Source organism: Micromonospora sp. NPDC049497 (assembly GCF_044465805.1).
Taxonomy (GTDB): domain Bacteria; phylum Actinomycetota; class Actinomycetes; order Mycobacteriales; family Micromonosporaceae; genus Micromonospora.
This window is the reverse complement of sequence record NZ_JBITMC010000020.1, coordinates 90,540-107,054: the sequence shown is the minus strand read 5'-3', so window position 1 is coordinate 107,054 and position 16,515 is coordinate 90,540. Positions and strand designations below refer to the sequence as shown.

Genomic DNA, 16,515 nt, shown 5'->3' with positions numbered 1-16,515 from the left:
ACCCGCTGCCTCAAGCGCTACATCGCCCGACAGCTCTACCGCACCATCACCACCCACCACCGAACCCCTTGACAACCCCCACTCACAGATCGCGGCGATGAGGGGTGGGGGACCCGGGGGGGTGGGGATTGGCTGCGCGGGGGGCTGGTGCGGGATTAGCGTCGGGGCGTGGCTGGTGGGCGGAGTGGCAGGGGTGGGCGGGCGGCGCTGGTGGCCGGGGCGGTCGGGGCGGCCGGGGTGGTGGGTGCGGTCGGCGCGGCGGCGGCGTGGGTGGCGCGGACGCCGGACCTGGACGGCACGCCGACCGTTGACCTGACCCGGCACGGCTTCGCGCGGCGGGACGTGGACACCCCCGCCGGCCGTGTCGCGGTGTACGAGGCGGGCACCGGCGACCCGGTTCTGCTGCTGCACGGCGTGGGCGGCGGCGCGTCCTCGTACTACTGGCACCGCATCGGGCCCGAGCTGGCCCGCACCCGGCGGGTGCTCGCCCCCGACTGGGTCGGTTTCGGCTGCTCGGAGCACCCGGACCGACCGCTGCTGTTCGACGACTACGTCGCCCAGGTCCGCGCGCTGACCGCCCTCACCGACCCGGCCCCGGCCGTGGTGGCACAGTCGCTCGCGGTCGGGTTCACCATCGCGGCGGTCCGGGCGGGCGCGTCGGTCCGCCGGCTCGCGATGCTCGCGCCGACCGGTGGGCGGGACTTCGGCGAGGACGCCTTCGGCCCCGTCGCCCGGCTCACGCTGAGCCCGCTGGCCCGGTCCCCGCGGCTCGGTCCGGCCGCGTACCGGGTGCTGTTCCACCGGCGCTCGGCGATCGAGGGGTGGTTCCGCCGGCAGGGCTTCCGCGACCCGGCGGCGGTGCCGGCCGAGGTGGTCGACGCGGGCGTGTTCTCGGCACGCCAGCCGAACGCCGCGTACGCCGCGCTGCCCTTCCTCTCCGGTGACCTCCGCTACGACCTGGCGCCGCTGCTGCGCGACCTGCCGGTGCCCGGCCTGATGCTGTGGGGCGAGCAGGAGACGCAGATCCGACCGTCGGTGCGGGAGCGGCTGGAGCGGGTCAACCTGGCCGTGCCGGTGGTCCGGATTCCCGGGGCGCGCTCGAACCTGGAACTCGAACAGCCGTGGGCCACCCTCGCCGCCCTGGAGCCGTTCCTCACGGTCGGAGAGTTGAGCCCGCCCACCGGATAGCATTCGCCGCGTGCAGCTGCCCATGGTCCTCGCGGCCGCCGAAGGCCCACCCGCGTTCCTCGCCGAGATCGTCGCGTTGATGCTGGCCGCAGCGGTGATCGGCTACCTGTCCACCCGGATCCGGATCGTGCCGATCGTCGGCTTCCTGCTCGCCGGTGTGGCGATCGGCCCGCACGCGTTGGGCCTGGTGCGCAGCCAGGAGGCCGTCGACGTGGCCGCCGAGGTCGGTGTGATCCTGCTGCTGTTCACCATCGGCATCGAGTTCTCGCTGAGCCGGCTCGCGGCCATGTGGCGCCTGATCGTGATCGGCGGCGGTCTCCAGGTCGCGCTGACCGTGGGCGTCGCCACCGCCGCGCTGGCGCTGTTCGGGGTGTCCTGGCAGATCGGCGTCTTCACCGGCTTCCTCGTGTCGCTGTCGTCGACGGCCATCGTGCTGCGGCTGCTGGCCAGCCGGGGCGAGACGCAGACCGACACCGGGCGCACCGCGCTGGCGTACCTGATCTTCCAGGACCTGGCCATCGTGGTGATGGTGCTGCTCGTACCGATGCTGGGCGGCTCGGGCGGGTCGGCGCTGGACGTCGCGGCGGCGCTCGGCACGGCGATCGGCATCGTGGCGGTCGTGCTGGGCGTGGCCCGGTGGATCATGCCGCGCCTGCTGGAGGTGGTGGCGCGGGCGTGTTCGCCCGAGGTGTTCCTGCTGACGGTGATCGCGATCTGCTTCGGCACCGCGTACCTGACCAGCCTCTTCGGGGTGAGCGTGTCGCTGGGCGCGTTCCTCGCCGGCATGGTGGTGAGCGAGAGCCGCCACTCCGAGCACGCGCTGGGCGAGATCCTGCCGTTGCAGATCCTGTTCTCGGCGACCTTCTTCGTCTCCGTCGGCATGCTCCTCGACCTGGGCTTCCTGGTCGCCAACCTGCCGCTGGTGCTGGCCGCCGTCGGCGGCGTCCTGCTGGTGAAGAGCGTCGCGACGGCCGCGTCGGCGGCCGTGCTGCGGGTACGGCCGGCGGTGGTGGCCGGCCTGTCGCTGCTGATCGTGCAGGTCGGCGAGTTCTCGTTCGTGCTGGAACGGGTCGGCCGCGAATACGGGCTCTCCCCCGCCGGTCTCGGCGAGGACGGGGTGCAGGCGTTCATCGCGGCCACCGTGCTGCTGATGGTGGCCACCCCGTGGCTGGGCAGCGCCGGCCGCGGCCTGGGTGGCGCGCTCGAGCGGCGGGGCCGCCGGCTGGGGACACCGACGGAGGACACCGCCGCGAGCGCCGCGGCCGGCGGCGGGGCCGGCGGCCACGTCATCATCAGCGGGTACGGCGCCGCCACCCGTTCCCTCGCGTCCGACCTGGCCACGGCCGGCGTACCCCTGGTGATCGTGACCCTCAACCCGGACGGCGCGGCGGAGGCCGAGAGCGACGGGCACGAGGTGCTGCGCGGCGACTCGACCCGGCAGCACATCCTGGACCGGGCCGGGCTGGCGGAGGCCCGGATGGTGGTGATCCCCGAGGACGACCCGGAGACCGCCCAGCGGATCGCGTCCGTGGTCCGCACCGTCGCCCCCGGCGCCAGCATCGTCGTCCGCCTCGACGAGCCGGCCGACCTGGACGCGCTGGCGACGGCCGGCGCCGACCGGCTCGTGGACGCCACCCGCGCCGGCCACACCGCCCTGACCGAGGCGGTCCTCGGCGGCCTGGCCGGCCCCCGGCGCGGTCCGACCCGGGTGGACGTGCACTCCATCGTCACCTGGCGGCCGGACCCGGAGACGCCCTGCCCGCACACCGGCACGATCGTCCCGGTGCTGCCCAGTGCGCCGGGCTGCCAGGAGTGCCTCCTCGAGGGCACCACCTGGGTGCACCTGCGGATCTGCCTGTCCTGCGGGCACGTGGGCTGCTGCGACTCCTCGCCGCAACGGCACGCCTCGCGGCACTTCCAGGAGACGGACCACCCGATCGCCGCGTCGGTGGAACCGGGCGAGGAGTGGGCGTGGTGCTACCTCGACGAGACCCTGCTGAACCAGGCCGAGGTGCCGTCGCCGAGGCGGTAGCGAGCGAGCCACCGCCCCGATCGGTGACGCCTCCCCGGTACGACACGCCGTCCGTGTCACCGGGGAGGCGTCACCGGTCGACGGCGTAGGTTGGACGTGATCACGAGATGGGGGTCGCATGGCCGAGACGGCGCGGGGGCCGCTGCGGGTGGGGCTTCTGGGGTACGGCGTGGCCGGTCGGGTGTTCCACGCCCCGCTGATCGCCGCGACGCCCGGCCTGCGGTTGCACGCCGTGGTGACCCGGGATCCGGAGCGCCGCCTGCAGGTGCGGAGGGAACACCCCGACGCGCGGCTGGTGGACGACCCTGAGCTGCTGTGGCGCTCCCCCGAGGCCCTCGACCTGGTCGTGGTGGCCACCCCCAACCGGCACCACGTTCCCGCCGCCCGCGCCGCGGTGGCCGCCGGCATCCCGGTGGTCGTGGACAAGCCGCTGTCCGCCACCGCCGCCGAGGGTCGCGAGCTGGTCGCCGAGGCGGCCCGGCGGGGCGTGCCGCTGACCGTCTTCCAGAACCGCCGCTGGGACGGGGACTTCCTCACCGCCCGTCGGCTCGTCGGCGAGGGAGCGCTGGGCACCGTCAACCGCTTCGAGTCCCGCTTCGAGCGGTGGCGTCCGGCGATCAAGCCCGGCTGGCGCGAGAGCGGCACACCGGACGAGGCCGGCGGGGTCCTCTACGACCTCGGCGCGCACCTCGTCGACCAGGCGGTGCAGCTCTTCGGGCCCGTGTCGTCCGTGTACGCCGAGGTGGACCGCCGCCGGCCGAGCGCCCAGGTCGACGACGACGCGTTCGTGGCACTGACCCACATCGGCGGGGTCCGCTCGCACCTCTGGATGAGCGCGGTCGCCGCTCAGCTCGGGCCGCGCCTGCGGATCCTCGGCGACCGCGCCGCGTACACCTCGTGGGGCCTGGATCCGCAGGAGGCCGCGCTGCGCGACGGCGGCCGGCCGGGCACGCCGGGCTGGGGTGCGGTCGCGCCCGAGCGGTACGGGCGGCTCGGCTCCGACGACGACCTGCGGCCGGTGCGGACGGAACCGGGGCGCTACCAGAGCTTCTACGCCCAGGTGGCGGCGGCCCTGCGGGACGGGGCTCCACTACCGGTCGACCCGCGCGACGCGGTGGACACGGTCGCGCTGATCGAGCTGGCTCACCGCTCCTCCGCCGAGGGCACGGTCCTCCCCGTACCGTCGTGATCGACGCGAAGAAGGGCGGCGGTGCCGGCGGCGAGGGCCAGGAGGGCCAGCGCGCTCCACGGTGAGGTCCGCAGGACGGCCAGGTTGGTGATCACCGCGCCGGTGAGCAGCAGCGTGAGACCCAGCGCGGCGTACCGGGCCATCCGGGGCACCAGCAGCCCGACCGCACCAGCGACCTCCAGGGCGCCGACGAGGTACCGGAACCACCGCCCGGCGCCGATGTCGTCGAACATGTCCACCATGGCCGGCTCCCCGCCCAGCTTCGCGGCCCCCGCCGCGAGCATCACCAGGGCAAGCACCACCTGCGGGATCCAGCGCAGGCGCCGGAGTCGGTGCGGGGTTCGGTCGGTCTCGACGGTCATGACGGGCTCCTTCGACGGCGGTGGTTCTCCACCGGTACGTCGAAGCGACACCCCGACACCGGACACGTCCGGCGACGCCGTGCTCAGGAGGGCGGGGCGGTGAGCAGGTAGTCGTCGGCCTCGGCGCTCCAGTGCAGGTCGACCGCGCGGGCGGTGGCGGCGGCCTTGCAGAACTGGAGGAAGCTCCGGTAGCCGAGCTTCTTCTCGCTGAAGTCCGGCCGGGCCCGGCGCAGCTGGTTCTTCAGCCCGGACAGGGCCACCTCGCCGTTGCGGCCGGAGAGGTCCTGCACCACGGAGCGCAACAGGGCGAAGGCCACCTCCCGGTCGCCGTGCTCGGGCAGGGAGACCTCCGGGTCACCCTTGGCCGGGCCCTCGGCCAGCTCGATCACGTTGTGCGCGGCGAGGTGGCGCAGAAGTTCGCCGAAGGTGCGGAAGCCGTAGTCGGACTCGCTGAAGGTCGGGTCCTTGCGCAGCAGGGTGCGCTTGAGCCGGGACGCGGTCACCTCGCCACCGGAGCTGCCCTGGAGGCCGGCCACCGTCTGGGCCACCAGGACGGCGAGCGTCTCGACGTCCCGGGCCGGCTCCTCGACCGCGGGCTGCGGCTCCGGCTCGACCTGCTCCACGGGCTCGACGTGCTGCGGTTCCGGCCGGATCGCCCGGGTCGGACGGCCGCGCCGGCCGCGTGACGGCGGGAGGTCGACGCCCTCCAACCGGTCGTAGTAGAGGAACTCGTCGCACGCCGGCGGGAGCAGCGCCGAGGTGGAGTTCTCGACGCCGACGCCGATCACCTGCTTGTTGAGCTCCCGCAGCTTGTGCACCAGCGGGGTGAAGTCGCTGTCACCGGTGCAGATCACGAACGTCGAGATGTAGTCCCGCTCGAAGGCAAGCTCGATCGCGTCGACGGCCATCTTGATGTCGGCGGCGTTCTTGCGCGAGGCGCCCATGCGCTGCGGTATCTCGATGAGCTCGACGTGGGACCGGGTCAGCATCCGGCGGTCCTCGTCGAAGTACGACCAGTCGGCGTACGCGCGCCGCACCACCACCCGCCCTCGCTCGGCGAGAGCGTCGGCGACGGGCCGGAGGTCGAAGGCCACGCCGCCGAGATGGTCCCGTGCCCCCAGTGCGAGGTTCTCGTAGTCGAGGAACAGGGCGATCCGGTCTTCTTGATCCACGGAAGCAGCGTACGCCGGGGAGCGCGTCTCGCGGACGAGGTCAGCGGCGTGGCCAGGCGTACGCGAGCGGCAACGGGGTCAGCTGGTCGGGCCAGGTCCCGGTGAGCACCCGCCCGGTCAGCGCGGCGTCCTCCGCGGGCCGGCGCAGGACGGCCAGGTCGGCGGTGTCGGTGGCGATCCGCTCTCCCCCGTCGCCGGGCCCGCCGGCTGCGGCGGTGCCGTCGACGGCGACGGTCATGTTCGGCGGGCGGACCTCGCGCCGGCCGTCGACCTCGAAGAACTCCTCCGCCTGCCCGGTGCCGGCGAGGATGGCGTCGGCCAGCGCGGCGGCGTAGACCGGGTCCCCGCAGCCGTCGTACACCCAGCGCTCGCCGAGCACCGAGTGGTGGGTGGTGCCGACCAGGCGGTCGTCGGCCCCGGCCAGGGGCGCGTCCCGGTACGTGAGCGGCACCTGGTGGACCGGCCCGTCCCCGACGCGGACGAGCAACGTCTCGATGCCGACCTCGCCGGCCGGGTCGTCGAAGCGGTACGCCGCCACGCGCTCCACCTCGGCGCCGGTCCCGCCCCCGAACCAGGGCTGCCCGGGCAGCCAGGCCGCGAGGAGTTCGAGCTTGGTGGGGCGGATCTCGGCCCGGTGCAGCAACGCCATGCGCCCGATCCTACGGATCACGCCCGGCCGGCACCGCACCGTGGCATTTGTTGATTGACAAGGATCAGCGGCGGGGGAAGGCTGGCTACCGGCACGACGTCGCACGCGCAGTGGCACACGGGGAGAGCCATGGAGCGTCCACGCATCAAGCCGGAGCACGCCCCCTGTCGGGTCGCGGACGGCCGCGTCCGGATCGGCGGGCCCACGTACGGTGTCGCCGCCGAGGTGACGGATCCCAGCGGTGCGGTGTGGACGCTGCTGGAGAGCATGGACGGCAGCCGCGACACGGACCAGATCGTGCGGCGGGTCGTGGCGGCGCATCCCACCGAGTCGACCGACGGGGTCCGGGCGGCGCTGCGCCGCTTCGTCGAGTCCGGGTACGTCGAGGACGCGGGCGCGCCGGATCCCCCGGAGCTGACCGAGCAGGACAAGCGACGGTACGACCGCGGCCGGGCGTACTTCCGGTGGCTGGACCTCACGCCCCGCGCGAGCACCTGGGAGCCGCAGGTCGCGCTGGGCCGGGCCCGGGTCACCCTGGTCGGGCTGGGCGGCACCGGTGGGGTCGCGGCGACGGCGCTGGCGGCCAGCGGCGTCGGCCGGCTGGTGTGCGTCGACCCCGATGTGGTGGAGCTGTCCAACCTGAACCGCCAGGTGCTCTACACCGAGCGGGACATCGGCCGGCCGAAGGTCGATGTGGCGGTGGACCGGCTCCGCGCGCTGAACTCCACGGTCGAGGTCAGCGGTGTCCGGCGGCGCGTCACGGGCGTCGACGACGTGGTCGGCCTCGCCGCGGAGTGCGACGTGCTGGTGCTCTCCGCGGACCGGCCACCGGCCCTCCGGCGCTGGACCAACCGGGCCTGCCTCGCCACCGGCACACCCTGGGTGGACGCCGGCTACCACGGCCCGCTGGTCCAGGTCGGCACGTACGTGCCGGGCACCGGGCCCTGCTGGGAGTGCGTACGCGCGACGGACGACGAGCGGCACCGCGTGGCCGGCGTCCGGTACGAGGACACCCGGCGGCGCGACGAGGCGGTGGCCAACGCCGTGGCGGCCCCCTCGGCGGGCATCTCCGGCCATCTGGCGGCCCATCACGTGATCTCTCTGGTCACCGGCGTGCCGGCGCTGCCACCGGGGCGGGTCGACGCGGTGAACCTGCTGGCCCCGGACGCCACGTTCGTCCGCCGGGACGCGCGCCGGCCGGACTGCCCCGCCTGCGGGACGTTGGCATGAGTGGAGCAGGGGCGGCGGCGGTCGACGGGTCGAGCGTGGTGCGCCTGCACCCGCTGCACGTCCGCGCCGACGGCGACTCCTGGGTCGTCGGCCGTGTCGACACCGGCGACTTCATCGCCGTGCCGCCGGTCGGGCACCGTGCCATCACCCTGCTGTCCCGGGGCACCGTCGACGACGTCCGCGCCCGGCTGCGTGACGAGACCGGGGGCGACGTGGACGTGGCGGCCTTCGTGTCCGCCCTCGTCGACGTGGGCTTCGTGGCGGAGATCGACGGTCACCGGCTGGAGTCGGCACCGCCGGCCGCGTCGATGTTCCCGTGGCTGCGGCCCCACCACCTACGGTGGCTGCTCCACCCGGCGGTCGCCGTGGCAGCCGGGGCCGTGGTCGGCGTGGCCGTCGTGGCGGCCCTGCGCGATCCGACGCTGGCGCCCCGCCACCGCGACCTGCTGTGGAGCGGCAGCGGCGGCGCCGTCGTCCTCGGCAACCTGGCCCTGGTGTGGGCGCTGATACTTCTGCACGAGCTGGCGCACCTGCTCGCCGCGCGGGCCGCCGGCGCGCCCGGCCGGATGAGCCTCGGCACGCGCCTGCAGTTCCTGGTCGCCCAGACCGACGTCAGTGGGGTGTGGGCCGCGCCGCGCCGCGCGCGGCTGACCGTCTACCTGGCCGGTATCGCGACGAACCTCGTGGTGTGGGCGGTCGCCGTCCTCGTGCGCGGCGTGGGCGGCGTCGACGGTCGCGCCGGCGCGGTGGTCGCGGCAGTCGGCCTGCTCTCGCTGACCCTGGTCCCGGTCCAGTTCCTGGTCTTCATGCGGACCGACGTGTACTTCGTGATCCAGGACCTGGCCGGCTGCGCCAACCTGTACGCCGACGGCTCGGCGTACGCCCGGCACCTGGGCGCGCGGCTGCGTCACCGGCTGCTCCGCCGTGGCGTGCCGCCGGGGGACCCGAGCCGGCGGCTGGGCGCGCGGGAACGCGCCGCCGTCCGCGCGTACACCGTCGTGCTGCTCGCCGGGACCGCCGCGTGCCTGGCGGTGGCCGCCCTGGTCACCCTGCCGGTGAGCGTCGCGGTGCTCACCGCGGCCCTCCACGGTGCCGTCGGGGGCGGGTCGACCCGGGAGGTCCTCGACGCGGGTGCGGTGCTCGGCGCCGGCGCCCTCTTCACCGTCCTGTGGACCCGTGCCTGGTGGCGACGCCACGGGTCGCGGGTCCGACAGGCGATCAGCCGTACGCGGCACCGACTCGGAGGGAGGTGGACGGCGTGAAGAAGACCGAGAATCAGAAGGTCGAGAAGACCCGGACCGGCAAGCTCGACACGATCGAGATCCGGAAACTCGACAAGATCGAGACGACGGCTCTGAGCAGCAACCCGTCGGGCTGACCCGACGCACCTCGCCGGCCCGGGCACAACGCCCGGGCCGGCACCGACGACAGGGAGGTGTCCGGTGCGTGACCTTCTCGACGGGACCGCCGGCGAGCCGATGACCCGCGCCGACTACCTGGTCGACTTCTGGGACCGGTTCTGGACGGCCGGCGGTGCCGGGGTCTGGAAGCTGGAACGCGGGCAGCACTTCCGGGAACCCGGCTACGACGTCTGGGAGGCGTTCGACCGGGGTGACTGGGCCGGGTCGCTCCGGCTGCTGGAGGTCGGCCGTGCGCAGATCGCCGCCGAGCACCGGCGGATGCGGCAGCGGGGCGTCACGCTGTCCTGGGTGCGCGTGGTCGAGCGGCCGATCAGCGCGTACGTGCGGTGGAACCTGCACGTGCTGCGCGTGCGGCAGCAGTGCGGCACCGACGCACGGGTCGTCGGCGCCGGGACCCTGGCGGCGCGGGAGGCGGCCGGGCCGCTGCCGGAACTGGTCACGGTGGGGACCTCGGTCGCGTACGAGTTGCGCTACGACGGCGACGGCACACTCGACGGGGCGTACCGTCACACCGACCCGGACCTGGTCCGACGCTGCCGGCGGGCGATCGCCGACCTGCACGCGGCCGGTGAGCCGCTGCGCGGCTACTTCCTCCGCGAGGTGGCCGCCGCGCCGGGCGGGTCCTGAGCGACGGGGTCCCCGGAGCGCGGCCCGAACGCGCGCCCCACGGCCAGGGCGATCAGCAGCGCCACCGCCCCGGACACCGCGGTGACGACCGGGATCAGGTCGAGCTGCCCCAGCCGGTAGCAGAGCGACCCGACCGCCGACCCGCCGAGGATGCCGACCTGGAACGTGATGCTGTGCAGCGCGTTGCCGGTCTCGGCGTGGGCGTCGTCGACCCGCCGCAGGACGGCCAGCGCGGTGAGGACCGCGAGCACCGAGAACGACGCCCCGGACAGGGCGAGCAGCGCCGCCCCCAGCAGCGGCGCCCCGACGACGCCGCTGGCCCAGAGGGCCGCCGGCACGACCATGAACAGCGCGGTCGCCGCCCGCGTACTGGCGACCGGCCGGGCGTCGGCGAGCCGGCCGCCGATCGCGCTGCCCGCCACCGAGGCGACGCCGAAGACGAAGAGCACCACGGAGAAGGCCGGACCGCGCACGCCCGGCCATCAGGAACCCGACCGTCGGCGCGGCGGCGACGAGCACGTGCCCGGCGGCGAACGCGCCGGCCGCGACGACCAGGACCCGCCGGCGGGGCCAGCGCGCGAGCAGCCGGGTCACCGGTACGGCGGTCAGCGCGGCGATCGCCGCGTACACGGTCACCGACAGCCCGACGACGCCGGGCGAGGTGTCCAGCCCGGTGGCCATGTCCCCGAGCAGCCCGACGGGCAGCGTCTCACCGGTGACGAAGGCGAAGGCGAGCGCGGCCAGCACCAGCGACGGCAGCAGACCGCTCCCCCGGTTCGTCCGGTCCGGCGGCGCGGCGACCGCGACGTCGTGCGTACTCATCCGCTCCTCTTCCGGCAGCGAGGGCCCGCCCAGCGGTAGGGCCGCTGACCTGCGGATACCCGGCCGAGGCCGGTCCGGGACGGAGCGGGCGGCGCGTGGCGATGCTGTCGCCGTCAGGCTCTCACGGCCCGGCCGCGCCGCGCCCCGGCCCCGGCCCGACGTGACGCACGTCGTGGCGGCACACGACGCCCGCCTCCTGTAGTGCCGTTGCCACCCGGCGTCCGCCGATCTACCGTCGGGCTTTCCCCGCTATTTCGGTCCCCTGTGATCGCCAGTTGTCCACCGGCACCCGGAGGCGGCCGGACGGGCGTCCCCACGACCCATCGAGGAGCGGCATGGCACGAGTCACGGCAGGCACCCGGCGGCGTCGGGCGTACGTCGCACTGATCGCGGTCGCCGCCACCGCCGGGTGCGGTGGCGGCGACGGGCGCGAGGAGGGCGCCGCGCGGCCGTCGCAGGCCGTGGCCACGAGTGCCGCCGCCAGCGCCCCGACCGGTACGCCGGACCTGGGGGCCGCCGAGGAGATGGCGCAGGGCGTCGACGTGCCGTGGGGCCTGGCGTTCCTGCCCGGTGGCGACGCCCTGGTCGCCGAACGGGACAGCGGTCGGGTGCTGCGGTTGACGCCGGGCGGCGGCGCGGCCCGGCAGGTGTACGAGGTGCCGGGGGTGGCGGCGCAGGGTGAGGGCGGCCTGCTGGGCCTCGCGGTCTCGCCCGGCTTCGCGCAGGACAACCTGGTCTACGCGTACCTCACCGCGGAGCGGGACAACCGCATCGTCCGGTTCCCGCTGGACGGCGGGGACCCGGAGGTGATCTTCGACGGCATCGCCAAGGCCGGCATCCACAACGGCGGGCGCATCGCGTTCGGTCCCGACGGCCTGTTGTACGTCGGCACCGGCGACGCCGGTGAGACGCGGCTGTCGCAGGATCCGGCGAGCCCGAACGGCAAGATCCTGCGCCTGACCCCGGGCGGGCAGCCGGCACCCGGCAACCCGCGCGCGGGCTCGCCGGTCTACAGCCTCGGCCACCGCAACGTGCAGGGCCTGGCCTGGGACTCGGCGGGCCGGCTTTTCGCCACCGAGTTCGGGCAGAACGAGCTCGACGAGGTGAACCGCATCGAGCCGGGGCGCAACTACGGCTGGCCCGGGGTCGAGGGAGAGGGCGACACCGACGGCGGGCGGTACACCAATCCGCTCGTCACCTGGAAGACCCGCGACGCCTCGCCGTCGGGCATGGCCATCGCCGGTGACACCGTCTACGTGGCAGCGCTGCGCGGTGAGCGGCTGTGGACGATCCCGCTGGACGGTGACCGCCTGGGTGAGCCGTCGGCCCAGCTCACCGACCGCTACGGCCGGCTGCGGACGGTGCAGGTCGCACCGGACGGCGCACTGTGGGTGACCACCTCCAACACCGACGGCCGTGGGGACGTCCGCGACGGCGACGACCGGATCCTGCGCTTCCCGGCCCGCTGACCACCGACGGGCGCCGGGCGGCTCCGGGGCCGGAGCCGCCCGACCGCTCATCGGGTCAGGAGGTCACGCAGCGCCTTGACGACCTCGGCGGGCGCCTCCTCGGCCATGAAGTGACCGCAGGAGACGGTGGTGTGCCGCAGGTCCGGTGCCCACGCCCGCCAGAGGGCGGCGGCGTCGAAGCCGAGAGCGGCTCCCCAGTCCTGCTGCAGGACGGTCACCGGCATGCGCAACTGGTTACCGGCGGCGCGGTCGGCGCGGTCGTGCGCCACGTCGATGCCGGCGGACGCGCGGTAGTCCGCGACGATGGACGGGACCGCGTTCCGGGACGCCGCCAGGTACGCCGCCCGCACGTCGGCGGGGATGGCGTCCGGGTCCCGGGTCCAGAGGTCGAGGAAGTAGCCGAAGAAGGCGTCCGGGCTGGCGGCGATGAGCTGCTCGGGCAGGCCGGCCGGCTGGGCCATCAGGTAGAGGTGGAAGGCGACGGCCGCCGAGGTGCCGTGCAGGACGTCCCACATGTCGAGGGTGGGCAGGACGTCGAGCGAGGCGAGGTGGGTGACCGTGCCGGGGTGGTCCAGGCCCGCGCGGACGGCGACCAGGGCACCGCGGTCGTGGCCGGCGAGGGCGAAGCGCTCGTGACCCAGGGCGCGGGCGAGCGCCACCACGTCGGCGGCCATGGTCCGCTTCGCGTACGCGGTGCCGTCGACGTCGACGGGCTTGTCGCTGTCGCCGTAGCCGCGCAGGTCCGGACAGATGACGGTGTGGTCGGCGGCGAGGTCGGCGGCGACGTGCCGCCACATGAGGTGGGTCTGCGGGAAGCCGTGCAGCAGCACCACGGGGCTGCCCGAGCCGGCGACGGCCGCGTTCAGCGTGACGCCGTCGGCGACGGTGATCCGGTGGTGGTCGAATCCGTTGATCGTGGGGTTCACGGGGAACCTTCCTGCTCGTCGTGGGGTGTTCGAGGTCGAGCCTGCCCGGGGGCGATGAGCAACGGATCAGCGCCGGATGAGCGCCGGCGCGCTGCCTAGAGTGGTGCCATGACCTGGCGGGCGGGGGCACCGGCGGTGACCTTCGGTGTGCTGGGTCCGGTGGAGGCGGTCGGTGACCGGGGTCCCGTACCGCTGGGCGGCCCGCGCCACCGCGCCGTGCTGGCCCGCCTGGTGGTCGCCCGGGGGCGGGTCGTGCCCGTGGACCGGCTCGTCGACGATCTCTGGGAGACGCCGTCGGACGGCGCGGTGGCGGCGATCCGCACCTTCGTGGCGGACCTGCGCCGGGCGCTGGAGCCCGAGCGTGCGCCGCGCCGACCGGCCCGGCTGCTGGTGACGGCCCCGCCCGGCTACGCGCTCCACGCCGAGCCCGAGGCGGTCGACGCGTGGCGGTTCGAGGCGGCGGTCGCCGACGCCGGCCGCCTGCTGGCGGAGGATCGGGCCGCCGAGGCGCTGCCCGGCCTGACCGACGCCCTGGCTCTGTGGCGGGGCCCGGCGTACGCGGAGTTCGCCGACGCGGGCTGGGCGCGGGCCGAGATCATCCGGCTGGACGAGCTGCGGGCGATCGCCACGGAACGCCGGGGCGAGGCGCTCCTGGCACTGGGCCGGGCCGCCGAGGCGAGCGTCGAGTTGGAGGCGCACGCCGCGGCCCATCCCCTGCGGGAGGACGCCTGGCGGTTGTGGGCCGAGGCCCTGTACCGGTCAGGCCGGCAGGGCGACGCCCTGGCCGCCCTGCGCCGTCTGCGCGACACGGTCGTGGCGGAACTCGGCCTCGACCCCGGCCCCCGGCTGCGTCGGCTGGAGACCGACATCCTCGCCCAGGCGGCGCACCTGCACCCGCCCGGCGACACGGCGAACCGGACACCGGTGACCGGCACCGGCCACCCGGCGTCGCCCGGCACGGCCGGGGTGCCGCCGGAGGGACCGCGCCCGCTGGTGGGCCGCGACGAGGAGCAGGACCGGCTCCGTGCGGCGGCCGAGCGGGCCGCCCGCGAGCGCCGGCCGGTGGTCGCCCTGGTGTCCGGAGGGGCGGGAGCCGGCAAGACGGCACTGGCGGAGGCGCTCACCCGGCGACTGGCCGCCGACGGGTGGACCACCGCGTGGGGGCGCAGCCCGGAGTACGAGGGCGCTCCCGTGGACCCGCCGTGGTCGCAGGTCGTCGGGGCGCTGACCCCCGGTGACCCCCCGGTGCGGGCCCCGGCCCCGGGTGGGGACCCGGCGGTGGCCCGGTTCCACCGGCACCGTGCCGCCGCCGCCCTCCTCACGTCGGTGGCCGCCCGGGGGCCCGTGCTGCTGGTCCTCGACGACCTGCACCGGGCCGACGAGGACACGCTGGACCTGCTGACCGCCCTGGTCGCGGAGTCCCGCCCGGTCACCGGTCCGGTGCTCGTCGTCGGCCTCTACCGCGCCACCGACATCACCGGCGCGCTGACCGCCGCCCTGGCCCGCCTCGCCCGGGTGGAACCCACGCGGATCTACGTCGAGGGGCTGGACGAGCCCGCGACCGGCGCGCTCGCCCGCTCCGTCACGGGCGGGGAACTGGACCCGCCGACCGTACGTCTGCTGCACCGCCGCAGCGGCGGCAACCCGTTCTTCGTCCGGGAACTGGCACGGCTGCTCGCCGCCGAGGGACCAGCGGCGCTGGAGACCGTGCCGGCGGGCGTGCGGGACGTCATCCGGCACCGCCTGGCGTACCTTCCCGACGGTGTGCGGCGGGTGCTGGAGTCGGCGGCCGTGCTCGGCCGGCACGTCGACGCGGAAGCGCTCGCCGCCATGGTCGGCGACGACGCGACCGTACTCGACGCGCTGGACGCCGCGGTGCACGGCGGATTCCTGACCGAGCGGGGCACGGAGGGCCGGCTGCGGTTCGCGCACGTCCTGGTCCGGGACACGCTGTACGGGGACCTGTCGCCGCCGCGCCGGGCCCACTGGCACGCCGCCGCCGGTGACGCCCTCGAACGGCTGCGTCCCGACGACCTGGCCGCGCTCGCGCACCACTTCACCCGCGTCGGAACACGCGCCGCCGCACCGCGTGCCGTCCGCTACGCCACCGCCGCCGCGGAGCAGGCCGAACGCCGGTCCCAGCCGCACCTCGCCGGCCGCCTGTGGCAGCAGGCGGTCGCCGCCCACCGGAGGGCCGACGACGACCCCCGGGGACAGTTGCGGGCGCTCATGGGACTGGGCCGTGCCCTGGCCGTCACCGGTCACCTGGACCAGGCCCGCCGCCACCGCGCGGAGGCGCTCACCACCGCCGAACTGCTGGGCGATCCCCGCCTGGTCGCCGACGTCCTGACCTCCTTCGAGGTCCCCGCCGTCTGGACCCGCAACGACGACGAGCATCTCTCCCGCCGCATCGCGCAGGCCGCCGAGCGGGCCCTCGCCTCCCTCAGCCACGACGAGGACGCCCGACGCAGCCGCCTGTCGAGCACCCTCGCCCTGGAGCTGCGCGGCGCCACGAACGGCCGGGGACACCGGGCGGCCGTCGACGCCGAGGCCGCCGCCCGGCGCCTGGACGACCCGCCGCTGCTGGCGTTCGCCCTCAACGCACGCTTCATGCACACCTTCGCCCGCACCGGCCTGGCCCCGGAGCGGGCCCGCATCGGCGCGGAACTGGTCGATCTCGCCGGACGGCACGACCTGGTGACGTTCGAGGTGCTCGGTCACCTCATCCTCGTCCAGGCGCACAGCGCCCTCGCCGACCTGACCACGGCCGACGCCCACGCCGCCGCCGCCGACCGCCTCGCCGGCCGGTACGACCTTCCGCTGGTGGAGGTGTTCACCCGCTGGTACGCCGCCCTGCGCCGGGCGATCCGGGGGGACACGGACGGCGCCGAGGTCGCGTACCGGGCCGCCCACACTCGCCTGCCCGCCGCCGCGATGCCGGGCTTGGAGGACGGTCTGCTGCCGCTCGCCCTGCTGTCCCTGCGGCTGGGCGGCCCGGGTCCGCTGGTCCCCGACCCCGACGGGCACAGCCGGTCCTGGGGCCCGTACGAGCCCTGGGTCCGGCCGCTGCTCCTGCTCGCCGAGGACCGTCGCCCGGAGGCCGCCGCCGCGCTGCGCGCCCTCCCGGCGTCACCGCACGACCTGCTCCGCGAGGCGCGACTCTGCCTCGCCGCCCGCGCCGCGCTCGCCCTGGACGACCACACCACCATGCGGTACGCGTACGCCGAACTGCTGCCCGCCGCCGGCGAGCTGGCCGGGGCGGGGAGCGGGATCCTCACCCTCGGGCCCGTCGCCGGTCACCTCGCCGACCTCGCCGCCGCCCTGGGCCTGGACCGTGACGCCGCCGTGCACCGCCGCCGGGCCGCCGACGTGGCGGCCCGGGCGGCGGGCCGTCCGTCGGCGTGACGGTCGGAACGCGTGTCAATGTA

Annotated in this window: 13 protein-coding genes and 1 pseudogene; 8 read left to right on the top strand and 6 right to left on the bottom strand. The window is 75.4% G+C overall.

The features are described from left to right. Positions 1 to 168: 168 nt before the first annotated feature. The 3 genes from ACIBR0_RS24110 (at position 169) to ACIBR0_RS24100 (ending at position 4,409) form a co-directional block, all read left to right on the top strand. Positions 169 to 1,188, top strand: a complete 1,020-nt coding sequence (locus ACIBR0_RS24110; protein WP_396719256.1) for an alpha/beta fold hydrolase — start codon at positions 169 to 171, stop codon at positions 1,186 to 1,188. 10 nt (positions 1,189 to 1,198) lie between these two features. Next, positions 1,199 to 3,220 carry a cation:proton antiporter gene (locus ACIBR0_RS24105; protein ID WP_396719254.1) on the top strand — a complete coding sequence of 674 codons (2,022 nt, stop codon included), beginning with the start codon at positions 1,199 to 1,201 and terminating at the stop codon, positions 3,218 to 3,220. Between the two features lie 118 nt (positions 3,221 to 3,338). After that, positions 3,339 to 4,409, top strand: a complete 1,071-nt coding sequence (locus ACIBR0_RS24100; RefSeq protein ID WP_396719252.1) for a Gfo/Idh/MocA family oxidoreductase — start codon at positions 3,339 to 3,341, stop codon at positions 4,407 to 4,409. Here ACIBR0_RS24100 and ACIBR0_RS24095 read toward each other — a convergent pair. From ACIBR0_RS24095 to ACIBR0_RS24085, 3 genes are all read right to left on the bottom strand, one after another. Beyond that, a complete protein-coding gene (locus ACIBR0_RS24095) occupies positions 4,364 to 4,771 on the bottom strand; it encodes a DoxX family protein (RefSeq protein WP_396719251.1) in 408 nt (135 codons plus the stop codon). The two genes, ACIBR0_RS24100 and ACIBR0_RS24095, sit on opposite strands and share 46 nt — an antisense overlap. Before the next feature lie 83 nt (positions 4,772 to 4,854). Further along, positions 4,855 to 5,943, bottom strand: a complete 1,089-nt coding sequence (locus tag ACIBR0_RS24090; protein ID WP_396719249.1) for an NYN domain-containing protein — start codon at positions 5,941 to 5,943, stop codon at positions 4,855 to 4,857. 40 nt (positions 5,944 to 5,983) lie between these two features. Continuing rightward, positions 5,984 to 6,592: a hypothetical protein gene (locus ACIBR0_RS24085; protein ID WP_396719247.1), complete on the bottom strand. Its 609-nt coding sequence runs from the start codon at positions 6,590 to 6,592 to the stop codon at positions 5,984 to 5,986. A 129-nt stretch (positions 6,593 to 6,721) separates the two neighbouring features. Here ACIBR0_RS24085 and ACIBR0_RS24080 point away from each other — a divergent pair, with 129 nt between their 5' ends. The 3 genes from ACIBR0_RS24080 to ACIBR0_RS24070 all read left to right on the top strand — a co-directional run bounded on the left by ACIBR0_RS24080 (position 6,722) and on the right by ACIBR0_RS24070 (position 9,870). Continuing rightward, positions 6,722 to 7,822: a HesA/MoeB/ThiF family protein gene (locus ACIBR0_RS24080; RefSeq protein WP_396719245.1), complete on the top strand. Its 1,101-nt coding sequence runs from the start codon at positions 6,722 to 6,724 to the stop codon at positions 7,820 to 7,822. Further along, entirely contained in the window at positions 7,819 to 9,084 is a 1,266-nt protein-coding gene (locus ACIBR0_RS24075) for a hypothetical protein (RefSeq protein WP_396719243.1), read from the top strand. Before ACIBR0_RS24080 ends, ACIBR0_RS24075 begins: the two co-directional genes overlap by 4 nt. A 180-nt stretch (positions 9,085 to 9,264) precedes the next feature. Then, positions 9,265 to 9,870: a DUF6879 family protein gene (locus tag ACIBR0_RS24070; RefSeq protein WP_396719241.1), complete on the top strand. Its 606-nt coding sequence runs from the start codon at positions 9,265 to 9,267 to the stop codon at positions 9,868 to 9,870. On the opposite strand, the gene ACIBR0_RS24065 is transcribed toward ACIBR0_RS24070, so the two are convergent. Continuing rightward, on the bottom strand, positions 9,828 to 10,343 hold the full coding sequence (locus tag ACIBR0_RS24065; protein ID WP_396719239.1) for a hypothetical protein: 516 nt from the start codon (positions 10,341 to 10,343) through the stop codon (positions 9,828 to 9,830). The genes ACIBR0_RS24070 and ACIBR0_RS24065 overlap by 43 nt on opposite strands. 31 nt (positions 10,344 to 10,374) lie before the next feature. Continuing rightward, positions 10,375 to 10,551, bottom strand: a pseudogene (locus tag ACIBR0_RS24060) (MFS transporter); the annotation flags it as partial. Between the two features lie 476 nt (positions 10,552 to 11,027). Between ACIBR0_RS24060 and ACIBR0_RS24055 the strand changes: the two are divergent. Next, positions 11,028 to 12,161 (top strand): PQQ-dependent sugar dehydrogenase, encoded by a 1,134-nt coding sequence (locus ACIBR0_RS24055; RefSeq protein ID WP_396719237.1) that lies wholly within the window; start codon positions 11,028 to 11,030, stop codon positions 12,159 to 12,161. 47 nt (positions 12,162 to 12,208) lie between these two features. Here ACIBR0_RS24055 and ACIBR0_RS24050 read toward each other — a convergent pair whose 3' ends face one another. Then, positions 12,209 to 13,087 carry an alpha/beta fold hydrolase gene (locus ACIBR0_RS24050; RefSeq protein ID WP_396719235.1) on the bottom strand — a complete coding sequence of 293 codons (879 nt, stop codon included), beginning with the start codon at positions 13,085 to 13,087 and terminating at the stop codon, positions 12,209 to 12,211. 108 nt (positions 13,088 to 13,195) lie between these two features. On the opposite strand from ACIBR0_RS24050, the gene ACIBR0_RS24045 reads away from it, so the two are divergent. Then, positions 13,196 to 16,492 (top strand): BTAD domain-containing putative transcriptional regulator, encoded by a 3,297-nt coding sequence (locus ACIBR0_RS24045; RefSeq protein ID WP_396719233.1) that lies wholly within the window; start codon positions 13,196 to 13,198, stop codon positions 16,490 to 16,492. Positions 16,493 to 16,515: the final 23 nt, after the last annotated feature.